The organism is Metabacillus indicus, assembly GCF_046603695.1.
GTDB classification, from domain to species: Bacteria; Bacillota; Bacilli; order Bacillales; family Bacillaceae; genus Bacillus_P; species Bacillus_P indicus.
Map to the genome: position 1 here is coordinate 1860212 of NZ_CP176757.1, position 12222 is coordinate 1872433.

The following is a 12222-nucleotide window of genomic DNA, read 5'->3' on the forward strand; positions in this document are numbered from 1 at the left end:
TGAAGCTTAAGTGAGTTTCTTTAAAAAGTTAAAAGATAAATTTACACAGCAGCAGGAGCCTGATGCTTCACCGGAAAAGTATAAAGAGGGGCTTGCGAAAACGAGAGTATCATTTTCTGAACGCGTCAATAATCTCGTTGCCCGCTACCGCAAAGTAGATGAAGAGTTTTTTGAAGAGCTTGAAGAAGTACTGATTGGCGCGGATGTAGGCGTAGCAACAGTGATGGACCTGATAGATGAGCTGAAGATGGAAGTAAAGCGGCGGAATATTCAGGACTCAAAAGATGTAAGATCAGTGATTTCCGAGAAGCTTGTTGAGATTTATGAAGGAGAAGATGAAGAGTCTCCAAAGCTTAACATACAGGAAGGACGCCTAAATGTGATTTTGTTTGTCGGCGTAAACGGAGTCGGCAAAACAACATCCATCGGCAAGCTTGCCCACAGGCTGAAGCAGGAAGGCAAATCAGTCCTCCTTGCAGCGGGAGATACTTTCCGTGCAGGCGCAATTGAGCAGCTGGAAGTATGGGGAGAGCGTGCGGGAGTGGATGTGATTAAGCAATCCGCAGGCTCAGATCCGGCAGCTGTCATGTTCGATGCTGTTCAGGCGGCAAAAGCGAGAAAAACGGACGTGCTGATCTGCGATACAGCAGGACGCCTTCAAAACAAGGTCAATCTCATGAACGAACTCGAAAAGGTAAAACGTGTCATCGAGCGCGAAATCCCCGGTGCTCCGCATGAGGTCCTTCTGGCTCTTGATGCGACCACTGGCCAAAACGCCATGGTACAGGCAAAGCAGTTCTCCCAGGCGACAAATGTCACAGGTATTGTCCTCACAAAGCTTGACGGAACGGCAAAAGGCGGCATCGTCCTCGCCATCCGCAATGAGCTGAGCATCCCTGTAAAACTTGTCGGCTTAGGGGAAAAAATGGACGACCTCCAGGAATTTGACGCAGAACAGTACGTCTATGGCCTGTTTGCGGATCTTGTAGAAGAAGCGTAGGATAAATGAAAGCCGTTCCCTTTGTGAAAGAGGGGCGGTTTTTTTATGGAACAATGAAGATGATTGTTTTGGAAGACAGCTGGGAAATTTCAAGTTAACAGGGGATTTTGGCAAGTAAAGTGGCTGGTTTTTCAAGTGAAAAAGGAAGTTATTCAAGTATTCATTAAATAATGGCAAATAAATAAGAGTTTAGCGAACTAGGACGAAGCTGCAGAGCTGCACAGGTTGAATCAGATGCCCAAAAGCAAGTAGAGGGACAATAATTGGCAGGAATGCCGTATTCCTCACTTCTAAATTAGGAGATAGCCGGGAAATTTCAAGTAAACACGGGATTTAAGCAAGTAATGGATCTGGATTTTCAAGTAAAGTAAGAAGAAATTCAAGTGTTTCTTCTAAAATGGCAAGTAAAATAAAATTCAGGTGCTCAGTTTCGAGACATGCTGGGGCGATTCTGCTTTTCTGGTGTCCAGCTCCATCAGCCAGCTCCTCCGCCAGAACAAAATCCCCCAAAAAGTCAAACCCGGACTTTTCGGGGGATTTCTTTTTTGTCTGTCGGAGCTAAACGGCTGATTCCGCTTTTCTGGCAGTCAAGAAAAAAACTTGACATACATGTGACGAAAATGTAAACTAATGCTTGTAAAGGCAATTCCCTTAACAAAGGAGAGAAGCTTAGTGATGCTTGAAAAGACAACGAGAGTGAATTACTTGTTTGATTTTTATCAATCGTTGTTAACACCAAAGCAAAAGAGCTATATGTCGCTTTATTATCTGGATGATTACTCCTTGGGTGAAATTGCTGAAGAGTATGACATCAGCCGCCAGGCCGTCTATGATAATATTAAACGGACTGAGGCGATGCTCGAACAATATGAAGAAAAATTATTGCTTTTTGAAAAATTTCAAAAGCGGCAGCAGCTGATACAACAGCTGAAAACAGCAGTGGCGGATCTGGACGGGAACGGACAGGTTTTATCGCTTGTTGAATCGCTTGAGAAATTAGATTAGGAGGCGGCATGTATGGCATTTGAAGGATTAGCCGACCGACTGCAGAATACAATCGCAAAAATCCGCGGCAAAGGCAAAGTGTCGGAGTCTGATGTTAAAGAAATGATGCGCGAAGTGCGTCTTGCATTGCTTGAAGCGGACGTTAACTTCAAAGTCGTAAAAGATTTTGTTAAAAAAGTAAGCGAACGGTCTGTCGGGCAGGAAGTCATGACAAGCCTTACGCCCGGCCAGCAGGTCATTAAAGTTGTTAAAGAAGAACTGACTGCATTAATGGGCGGGGAGCAGAGCAAGATTGCTGTTGCTAACCGGCCGCCGACTGTCATTATGATGGTAGGTCTGCAGGGGGCAGGTAAAACGACGACAACCGGAAAGCTTGCCAACCTTCTGCGCAAAAAGCATAACCGCAAGCCATTGCTTGTTGCAGCGGATATTTACCGTCCTGCAGCAATCAAGCAGCTTGAAACGCTTGGGAAACAGCTGAGTATGCCTGTTTTCTCACTTGGGGATCAGGTAAGTCCTGTTGAGATTGCCAAACAGGCAATTGAACACGCCAAAAAAGAGCATCATGATTATGTTCTGATTGATACGGCGGGACGCCTGCACATTGACGAGACCTTAATGGACGAGCTTAAGCAGGTAAAAGAATTATCAAAACCTGATGAGATCTTCCTTGTGGTAGATGCCATGACAGGTCAGGATGCTGTCAATGTTGCCCAAAGCTTCAACGAGCAGCTTGGACTTACGGGTGTTGTTCTGACGAAGCTTGACGGCGATACGCGGGGCGGAGCGGCGCTTTCCATCCGTTCTGTCACTCAGACGCCAATCAAGTTTGTCGGTCTTGGAGAGAAGCTGGATGCGATCGAGGCATTTCATCCGGAGCGCATGGCTTCCCGTATTCTCGGTATGGGTGATGTGCTGACTCTTATTGAAAAGGCTCAGGCAAACGTAGATGAAACGAAAGCGAAAGAACTCGAGCAGAAAATGAGAACCGCTTCGTTTACATTTGACGATTTCCTTGAACAGCTTGGCCAGGTCCGCAGCATGGGACCGCTTGATGAGCTCCTCGGCATGCTTCCGGGAGCAAATAAAATCAAAGGCCTGAAAAATGCCCAAGTCGATGAAAAGCAGATCGGCTCTGTTGAGGCCATCATCCGTTCGATGACGAAGGAAGAAAAGCAGCATCCTGAAATCATCAACTCAGGCAGACGCAAGCGTATTGCCAAAGGAAGCGGGACAACCGTGCCTGAAGTAAACCGCCTGCTTAAGCAGTTTGAGGACATGAAAAAGATGATGAAGCAGATGACAAGCATGTCAAAAGGCAAGAAAAAAGGCGGAATGAAGTTTCCGTTCATGTAACAATTTTTAGGTGTTAAGAAAAAACACTTTACAAAGTGGTTTTTCACTGATATCATACTATCTTGTTGAAATATTTTCGGAGGTGCTATTTAAAATGGCAGTAAAAATTCGTTTAAAACGCATGGGAGCTAATAAATCTCCTTTCTATCGTATCGTAGTTGCAGACTCTCGTTCTCCTCGTGACGGACGTTTCATCGAAACAGTTGGAACGTACAACCCGGTTGCAAACCCTGCAATTGTTGAGATCAACGAAGAGCTTGCTCTTAAGTGGATGCAAAATGGTGCAAAACCATCTGACACAGTCCGCAACTTGTTCTCAAACCAAGGCATTATGGAAAAATTCCATAACGCTAAGCACAGCAAATAAGGGCTGCTACAATGATAGAGTTAATCGAGTCGATCGTTAAGCCGCTTGTTGACCATCCTGAAGATGTGTCTGTTGTAGAAAATGAACGTGAACATCAAATTGTCTACGAATTAACCTTACATCAAGATGATATCGGCAAGGTAATCGGAAAGCACGGACGGATAGCGAAAGCGATTCGGACTGTTGTTTATGCAGCAGGATCCAGCTCTAAAAAGAGAGTTCAGCTTGAAATTAATGATTAAGAAAAAAAGGGAGGATCAGCCTTCCTTTTTTTTGTACAATAAAAGAGAAGAATGGCTCAACAAAAGCTGACGGAGGAATGAAGATGGAGATCTTCCAGACGGTAACGGTCAAACAGATCCTGACAGCAGCAAGCAAAGAGCAGCTCATGAAAACATTCAAACAAACGAAACAGCAGCTTGAAAGGGAGATTGATCAGCTTTCCTTTCAATTAAAGAAAAAAGAAAAAACCATTCAGACGGAAGAGATGAGAAAACAGTATCAGCGCGAGATCTCAAGGAGGATGGACAAAATAAAAATAGCTGATTTTCAGCTGCAGCAGCTTGAAACTCTCCCGCTCGGAAGCGAAATGAAAGAAAAAGAAATGAACGCACTTGTCGATATTAACGTCGGCGACCGCTGGGATGAGCTTATGAAAGAAAGAACCATCGTGATAAAAGACGGCATTGTCGTCGAAATACGCTAGAGGTGAACATATGGCAGAGAAATGGTTTAATGTAGGAAAAATCGTCAATACTCATGGAGTAAAGGGAGAGGTCAGGGTACTCTCGACAACTGATTTCCCGGAAGAACGCTATAAGGCGGGAAATGTTCTCTACTTATTTAAAGAAGGTCAAACAGCACCTGATGAGGTAACAGTCAAATCTCACCGGTTCCATAAAACGTTCAATTTGCTTACGTTTGAAGATCATCCCTCCATTAATGATGTCGAGAAATATAAAAATTCCGTCATCAAAGTGCCGGAAAGCCAGCTTGCAGATCTTGAAGAAGGCGAATATTATTTCCACGAGATTATCGGCTGCACCGTTTTAACGGATGAAGGCGCGGAAATAGGGACCGTTAAAGAAATTCTTGAAACAGGTGCAAATGATGTTTGGATCATCAAGCGGAAAGGAAAGAAGGATGCGCTGATCCCGTTTATTGATGATGTGGTTAAAGAAATTAATCCTGAAGAAAAGCGCATTGTGATTTCATTGATGGAAGGACTTATTGAAGAATGAAAATAGACTTTTTAACGCTTTTTCCTGAAATGTTCCACGGAGTCATAGGAAACTCCATTTTAAAAAAAGCGGAAGAAAAAGGCGCCGTCCAGTTTAATGTGACAAATTTCAGAGAGTACTCAGATCACAAGCATGCAACCGTTGATGATTATCCGTATGGCGGAGGTGCGGGCATGGTTTTAAAGCCGCAGCCGATTTTTGATGCGGTTGAAGCGATTAAACAGGAAAGCTCCGCCCCTAAAGTAATCCTTGTATGTCCGCAGGGTGAAACCTACTCCCAGAAGAAAGCAGAAGAGCTTGCAAAGGAAGATCATCTTGTCTTCATCTGCGGACATTATGAAGGCTATGACGAGCGGATAAGAGAACACCTTGTAACAGATGAAATCTCAATTGGAGATTTTATTCTGACGGGCGGGGAACTTGCTTCCATGGTGATCGCTGACAGTGTCGTCAGGCTTCTTCCTGACGTGCTTGGGAATGAAGACTCTCCAGTCCTTGATTCGTTCAGCACAGGCCTGCTTGAGCATCCTCACTACACGAGGCCTTCTGACTTCAGGGGACTGAAGGTGCCAGATGTGCTGATATCAGGCAATCATGCCAAAATTGAAGATTGGCGGGAAAAAGAATCCCTCCGAAGAACGTATGAGAGAAGACCGGATCTTCTTGAAACATACACTTTGTCAGATAAGCAGAAAAAGTGGATAGATGAATTTAAAAAACAATAATTGAAGTATTGCATGCGTCCGGGCAATATGATATGATGTTTCTTGTGATTTGGTTGCCTATAAAGGTTTTTTCCTTGATAGGTGCCGCGCACTAAAACGGTGTTCCGCTGCATGAAATGGTTTGTAATGAACATCTGTTGGAAGGAGTTGAAAACGATGCAAAAACTAATTGAAGATATCACTAAAGAACAATTAAGATCTGATCTTCCTGCGTTCCGTCCTGGAGACACTGTCCGTGTACACGTGAAAGTTGTTGAGGGAACTCGCGAGCGTATTCAGATTTTTGAAGGTGTTGTCATTAAGCGTCGTGGTGGCGGAATCAGCGAAACTTTCACAGTTCGCAAGATTTCTTACGGAGTAGGCGTTGAGCGTACATTCCCTGTTCACACACCGAAAATCGCACAGTTAGAAGTAATCCGTCGCGGTAAAGTACGCCGTGCGAAACTTTACTACCTGCGCGAACTACGCGGTAAAGCGGCTCGTATTAAAGAAATTCGATAATTGCACCAGAAAGGGCTTGTTTACTATGAACAAGCCCTTTTTTCATCATTAAAAAAATAATATGACTGCAAATAAAGCTGTCATCCTATACTATAAACAAACAAGCAGCCTACAATAAAGTGTATGAGAAGGTGAATTCAAAGCATGACTCGAAAAAAAAGCGAGTTGTTTGAATGGATTAAAGCACTTGCTATCGCCGTAATACTCGCAGCCGTTATCCGTTATTTCCTGTTTGCCCCGATTGTCGTTGACGGACTTTCCATGATGCCTACTCTTCATGATCAGGACCGGATGATCGTCAACAAAATCGGCTACAAAATTGGTGATCCAGAGCGGTTTGACATCGTTGTCTTTCACGCAACAGAAGAGAAGGATTACATCAAGAGAGTCATAGGACTTCCCGGTGACCGGATTGAATACAAAGATGATACACTTTATATTAATGGAAGGGCCTACGAAGAGCCTTACCTTGAAGAATACAAGAACACACTGATAGACGGACCGCTTACAGAGCCATTTACAGTGGAAAAGGTCCCTGAAGGACAGCTTTTTGTTATGGGCGATAACCGCCGCTACAGCAAAGACAGCCGACATATCGGACCGGTTTCAAAAGACGAGGTAATGGGTCAGACAAGCCTGATTTACTGGCCTCTGAACGATATCCGTTTTGTCAAGTAAGGAATAAGAGCAGGTGGTAAGAATGAACATACAATGGTTTCCCGGCCATATGGCCAAAGCAAGAAGACAGGTTACCGAAAAACTAAAATTAATCGATATTGTGTTTGAGCTTGTCGATGCAAGAATTCCGGTTTCATCAAGAAATCCGATGATTGATGAAATCATCTCGGCCAAACCGCGGATTGTTCTGCTGAATAAAGCAGATATGGCAGATCCAAAAGCAACGCAGGAATGGCTTGCCTATTTTAAAGAGCAGGGCATTCACGCCCTCCCGATTGATGCCAAAACAGGGACAGGCATCAAGCAGATTGTCACGATGTCAAAAGAAGTGCTGAAAGAGAAGTTTGATAAACTCGCGGCAAAAGGCGTGAGGCCAAGAGCCATAAGAGCACTGATTATCGGAATTCCGAATGTCGGAAAATCGACCCTCATCAACCGGCTGGCAAAAAAGAATATGGCTAAAACCGGAGACAGACCCGGTGTTACAACTGCACAGCAGTGGGTAAAAGTCGGAAAAGAACTGGAGCTGCTTGATACTCCGGGAATTCTCTGGCCTAAGTTTGAAGATCAGCTGGTGGGATTAAAGCTTGCAACGACCGGTGCGATTAAAGATGCCATTCTTAACTTGCAGGAAGTAGCTCTTTTTGCCCTTGAGTTTTTAAGCGCCCATTACTCGCACCGTCTTAAGGAAAGATTCGCCCTAGATGTGATCCCTGAAGACCGTATCGAGCTGTTTGATGCCGTCGCAAAGAAACGCGGATGCATGATGTCCGGAGGCTTTGTGGATTACGATAAAGCTGCAGAACTCATCGTCAGGGAAATACGTCAGGAAAAGCTTGGCAGGCTGAGCTTCGAAACAACTGAAGACATACACCAGGAAGACACGCTGCAATAGCGCGTCTTTATTTTGTTTGCCTGTTTAATGCTGCTTCAGAATGTATGATCATAAGACACCAGTGGACTGAAGCGGAAGGCACTTGACTCCTGCGGGATGAAGAGAACACGGGAGACCCCGCAAGCGAAGCGAGGAGGCTCCCGGGGCTCCCCGCGGAAAGCAAGTGACTGGAGCGCAAGGGAACGGGTATCAGAGAAAAACTTGCAACAACAATCATTCAATTTAAGAATACATAGAGAAATGGCAGTGAAACTATGAAAAAGCTGACAACGGAAGAAATCCGCTTAAAGCTTGCTGCGATAAGCAGCCCTGATGATCCGTTTTTAAACCAGTGCAGAAACGATGAGCGAAAAAGCGTGATAAAGCTTGCTGACAAGTGGGCGAGAGACTATGAACAGCAGCTTAAGAAAAAGCAGCAATTTGAAGAAATGATGATTTTTGAGAAGAAAGCAAGAGGAGAAGGCTATCACCTTCTTTGCGGGATCGATGAAGTTGGCCGAGGACCACTGGCAGGCCCGGTTGTCGCAGCTGCCGTTATCCTGCCGGAATCCTTTTACCTTCCCGGCCTGACAGATTCAAAAAAACTGACGGCTGCCAAAAGAGAATCCTTTTACGAAATCATCGTTAAAGAGGCCGTTGCTTTCGGTGTTGGAATTGTATCGCCGGCTGACATCGACAGGCTGAATATCTACCAGGCAACAAAGGCGGCAATGGTGCAGGCAGTAAAAGAGCTCCCAGTGGCCCCTGAGTACCTTCTCATTGATGCAATGGAGCTTTCCCTTCCCGTTCCCCAGGAATCGCTGATTAAGGGAGACGCACGCAGTGTGAGCATTGCAGCGGCATCTGTCCTTGCGAAAGTAACTAGGGACAGGATGATGATGCAGCTTGCTGCCGAGTATCCGCAATACGGATTTGAGCAGAATATGGGGTACGGAACAAAGCAGCACCTTGAAGCTCTGAATTTGTACGGCGTGACAGAATGCCACAGAAGAAGTTTTTCTCCTGTAAAAGAGATGGCTGCAGAAGAAACGGTCAGCTGAAAGGAAAAAGTCCGGTCTGACCGCAAGGAACGAGCGGACAGACTTTTCCGGATGATCACAAAATTTTATATTACTAGAAAAATAATTTTAGAGAAAATATCAGAAAAAAATGAAGGATTCGACGAATTTCTGCAGAATAGTAGACAAGGAATCAACTATTTTATAAAATGAAAGCGCAGTCTATTTTTTTCGTACATAAGTTAGGAGGATGGGAAATGAATATCCATGAGTATCAAGGAAAAGAAATCCTTAGAAAATATGGAGTAGCAGTACCAAACGGCAAAGTGGCCTTTACAGTTGAAGAAGCTGTGGCAGCAGCAAAAGAACTGGGTACAGAGGTAACAGTAGTTAAAGCACAGATTCATGCAGGCGGCCGCGGTAAAGCTGGCGGGGTAAAAGTTGCAAAGAATATTGGCGAAGTAGAAACTTATGCGAAAGAAATTCTCGGAAAGACACTGGTGACACACCAGACAGGTCCTGAAGGAAAAGAAGTAAAACGCTTACTTATCGAAGAGGGCTGCGATATTAAGAAAGAATATTATATCGGCCTTGTTCTTGACCGCGCTACATCTTGCGTTGTCCTGATGGCATCTGAAGAAGGCGGCACAGAAATCGAGGAAGTGGCAGAAGCGACTCCTGAGAAAATTTTCAAAGAAGTGATTGATCCTGCTGTAGGACTGCAGGCATACCAGGCCCGCAGAATTGCTTTTAATATTAATATTCAAAAAGAATTAGTCGGACAGGCTGTTAAATTTATGATGAGCCTGTACAACGCATTTGTTGAGAAAGACTGCTCTATTGCTGAAATCAATCCGCTTGTTGTAACAGGGGACGGCAAAGTAATGGCGCTTGATGCAAAATTGAACTTTGATTCAAATGCTCTTTACCGCAGAAAAGATATCCTTGAATACCGCGATCTTGACGAAGAAGATGCAAAAGAAATCGAAGCATCCAAATATGACTTGAGCTATATTTCCCTTGATGGAAATATCGGCTGTATGGTAAACGGCGCCGGCCTTGCTATGGCAACAATGGATATTATTAAATATTACGGCGGCGAACCGGCGAACTTCCTGGACGTTGGGGGCGGCGCGACAGCTGAAAAAGTAACGGAAGCATTTAAAATCATCCTTTCCGATCAAAATGTAAAAGGAATTTTCGTCAACATTTTCGGCGGAATTATGAAATGCGACATCATTGCACAGGGTGTAGTTGAAGCGACGAAACAGGTCGGCCTGCAAATTCCACTAGTTGTCCGTTTGGAAGGAACAAATGTAGAGATCGGCAAGCAAATCTTGAACGAATCCGGTTTGAATATCACTTCTGCTGAATCTATGGCAGACGGCGCACAAAAAATCGTATCTTTAGTAGGGTAAGAAAGGCGGGGGACTGAAATGAGCGTATTTATTAACAAAGATACTAAGGTAATTGTACAGGGGATTACAGGATCTACGGCATTATTTCATACAAAGCAGATGCTTGAATACGGCACGAATATTGTAGGCGGGGTTACACCTGGTAAAGGAAACACTGAAGCTGAAGGAGTTCCTGTTTTTAACACCGTGGAAGATGCGGTAAAAGCAACAGGCGCAACGGCTTCTGTTATCTACGTGCCGGCTCCGTTTGCTGCAGATGCCATCTTGGAGGCGGTTGATGCTGAACTTGATCTTGCTATCTGCATCACTGAGCATATTCCAGTTCTTGACATGGTAAAAGTGAAACGGTACATGGAAGGCAAGAAAACCCGTCTTGTCGGACCAAACTGCCCTGGTGTGATTACGCCTGATGAGTGTAAAATCGGCATTATGCCAGGCTACATTCATACAAAAGGCCACGTTGGCGTTGTATCCCGTTCAGGAACATTAACGTATGAAGCGGTACATCAGCTTACACAGGCAGGAATCGGCCAGTCTACAGCGGTCGGCATCGGCGGAGACCCGGTAAACGGCACAAACTTCATCGATGTTTTGAAAGCATTTAATGAAGATGAAGACACATATGCTGTGATTATGATCGGCGAAATCGGAGGAACAGCAGAAGAAGAAGCTGCCCTCTGGATCAAAGAAAACATGACAAAGCCTGTAGTGGGCTTTATCGGCGGACAAACTGCACCTCCTGGCAAACGCATGGGACATGCCGGTGCCATCATTTCAGGCGGAAAAGGCACAGCCGCTGAAAAAATCAAAACAATGAATGAGTGCGGCATCAAAGTTGCTGATACACCTTCTGTTATGGGTGAAACACTTATTGAAGCTCTTAAAGAAAACAACTTGCTTGAAAAGTGCAAAACACATTAATAAATTTGTTGGGAACGGCGTTCATGCTGTTCCCTTCTTTACCATGTACCCCCGATGCTTCTTCCACTCCTCCATTCGTCAAATCATGACAAAAACATTCATCATTAAAACTATATATAATAGTAGAAAGGGAACTAACATGCTCATGAAAGAGAAAGAACTTCTCCATTTATCCCACTGCAGAGGCATCACCCATATGGCGCTCTTGAAGTGGCTGAAACTTGATCCTCCTATCTCCGTCTACTCTCTTAACAGCAGCGAGCTGCAGCGGGCTTTCAGGCTGTCAGATGCTCTAATGCCGCATTTCCTCACTGACTTCTATTCTTTTAATCCGGATGCTGCTTTTTCAGCCTTGAAAGCGAGTAATATTAAAGTCATATCACTTTGCAATGACAACTATCCGCACCTTTTGAAGGAAATCCATGATCCCCCTCCCATTCTCTTCTGCAAAGGAAACACAGCCCTGCTTTCTTCAGGAAAAATGATCAGCATTGTCGGAACAAGAAACCCCACAAATTACGGCACCCATTCTATAAAACGAGTGACAGATCCCCTTATTTCTGCAGGCTGGACTGTCGTCAGCGGCCTGGCAAAAGGAATAGATGCTCTGGCCCACCAGAGAGCAATCGAGAGACAGGCTCAAACGATAGGTGTAATTGGAGGGGGACTTCATCATTTCTATCCGAAAGAAAATCTGCCTCTTTTTAAAGAGATGACTGAAAATCAATTAGTTCTCTCAGAGCATCCTCCGGACACCAAACCGCAAAAATGGCACTTTCCAATGCGCAACCGCATTATCAGCGGGCTGAGTCTTGGAACGGTTGTGATTCAGGCGAAATCTAAAAGCGGATCACTTATTACAGCAAACACCGCACTCGATCAGGGCAGGCAGGTGTTTGCTGTGCCGGGATCCATTTTTGATGCAGCATCTGCTGGCGCCAATCAGCTTATTAAGCAGGGAGCGTACCTGGCAGAAGACGGACTGGATGTCCTGAATGACCTTTCCGTCCAGGTTGCATGCGCTGAAAATTAAGCCATCAATCCAAATACTGTTTGACAAACCGCATCACTATATTTAATAATAGTGGAGATTTAACCTGTTTAAGCAAGATTTTGA

At 44.6% G+C, this 12222-nt stretch carries 16 protein-coding genes; 15 read left to right on the forward strand and 1 reads right to left on the reverse strand.

Translation table 11 applies throughout. From position 1 onward, the window contains the following. Positions 1 to 10: 10 nt before the first annotated feature. On the forward strand, positions 11 to 1000 hold the full coding sequence (gene ftsY / locus ACK1LH_RS09295) for a signal recognition particle-docking protein FtsY (protein WP_203290156.1): 990 nt from the start codon (positions 11 to 13) through the stop codon (positions 998 to 1000). 333 nt (positions 1001 to 1333) lie between these two features. Here the strand turns inward: ftsY and ACK1LH_RS09300 are convergent, their stop codons facing one another. Then, a complete protein-coding gene (locus ACK1LH_RS09300) occupies positions 1334 to 1510 on the reverse strand; it encodes a hypothetical protein (RefSeq protein WP_411334977.1) in 177 nt (58 codons plus the stop codon). A gap of 162 nt (positions 1511 to 1672) precedes the next feature. Here ACK1LH_RS09300 and ACK1LH_RS09305 point away from each other — a divergent pair, with 162 nt between their 5' ends. The 14 genes from ACK1LH_RS09305 (at position 1673) to dprA (ending at position 12138) form a co-directional block, all read left to right on the forward strand. Further along, positions 1673 to 2005, forward strand: coding sequence for a putative DNA-binding protein (locus tag ACK1LH_RS09305; protein WP_029281388.1), 333 nt, complete (start codon positions 1673 to 1675; stop codon positions 2003 to 2005). 12 nt (positions 2006 to 2017) lie between these two features. Then, entirely contained in the window at positions 2018 to 3361 is a 1344-nt protein-coding gene (gene ffh / locus ACK1LH_RS09310) for a signal recognition particle protein (protein ID WP_029281386.1), read from the forward strand. Between the two features lie 94 nt (positions 3362 to 3455). Further along, positions 3456 to 3728: a 30S ribosomal protein S16 gene (gene rpsP, locus ACK1LH_RS09315; RefSeq protein WP_029281384.1), complete on the forward strand. Its 273-nt coding sequence runs from the start codon at positions 3456 to 3458 to the stop codon at positions 3726 to 3728. A gap of 11 nt (positions 3729 to 3739) precedes the next feature. After that, positions 3740 to 3970 (forward strand): KH domain-containing protein, encoded by a 231-nt coding sequence (locus ACK1LH_RS09320; RefSeq protein WP_029281383.1) that lies wholly within the window; start codon positions 3740 to 3742, stop codon positions 3968 to 3970. A gap of 83 nt (positions 3971 to 4053) precedes the next feature. Beyond that, positions 4054 to 4434 (forward strand): YlqD family protein, encoded by a 381-nt coding sequence (locus tag ACK1LH_RS09325; RefSeq protein ID WP_029281381.1) that lies wholly within the window; start codon positions 4054 to 4056, stop codon positions 4432 to 4434. A gap of 10 nt (positions 4435 to 4444) precedes the next feature. Beyond that, positions 4445 to 4969 (forward strand): ribosome maturation factor RimM, encoded by a 525-nt coding sequence (rimM, locus tag ACK1LH_RS09330; RefSeq protein WP_029281379.1) that lies wholly within the window; start codon positions 4445 to 4447, stop codon positions 4967 to 4969. Further along, positions 4966 to 5694: a tRNA (guanosine(37)-N1)-methyltransferase TrmD gene (gene trmD / locus ACK1LH_RS09335; RefSeq protein WP_029281377.1), complete on the forward strand. Its 729-nt coding sequence runs from the start codon at positions 4966 to 4968 to the stop codon at positions 5692 to 5694. Before rimM ends, trmD begins: the two co-directional genes overlap by 4 nt. Positions 5695 to 5850: 156 nt before the next feature. Then, positions 5851 to 6195, forward strand: a complete 345-nt coding sequence (gene rplS / locus ACK1LH_RS09340; RefSeq protein ID WP_029281375.1) for a 50S ribosomal protein L19 — start codon at positions 5851 to 5853, stop codon at positions 6193 to 6195. Between the two features lie 144 nt (positions 6196 to 6339). Beyond that, positions 6340 to 6873: a signal peptidase I gene (gene lepB / locus ACK1LH_RS09345; RefSeq protein WP_029281373.1), complete on the forward strand. Its 534-nt coding sequence runs from the start codon at positions 6340 to 6342 to the stop codon at positions 6871 to 6873. 22 nt (positions 6874 to 6895) lie between these two features. Next, entirely contained in the window at positions 6896 to 7768 is an 873-nt protein-coding gene (ylqF, locus tag ACK1LH_RS09350) for a ribosome biogenesis GTPase YlqF (protein ID WP_411334978.1), read from the forward strand. A 254-nt stretch (positions 7769 to 8022) separates the two neighbouring features. Then, a complete protein-coding gene (locus tag ACK1LH_RS09355; RefSeq protein WP_411334979.1) occupies positions 8023 to 8808 on the forward strand; it encodes a ribonuclease HII in 786 nt (261 codons plus the stop codon). 215 nt (positions 8809 to 9023) lie between these two features. Continuing rightward, entirely contained in the window at positions 9024 to 10184 is a 1161-nt protein-coding gene (sucC, locus tag ACK1LH_RS09360) for an ADP-forming succinate--CoA ligase subunit beta (protein ID WP_411334980.1), read from the forward strand. Between the two features lie 18 nt (positions 10185 to 10202). Beyond that, entirely contained in the window at positions 10203 to 11105 is a 903-nt protein-coding gene (gene sucD / locus ACK1LH_RS09365; RefSeq protein WP_411334981.1) for a succinate--CoA ligase subunit alpha, read from the forward strand. Positions 11106 to 11250: 145 nt separating this feature from the next. Continuing rightward, positions 11251 to 12138, forward strand: a complete 888-nt coding sequence (gene dprA / locus ACK1LH_RS09370; RefSeq protein ID WP_411334982.1) for a DNA-processing protein DprA — start codon at positions 11251 to 11253, stop codon at positions 12136 to 12138. Positions 12139 to 12222 lie beyond the last annotated feature (84 nt).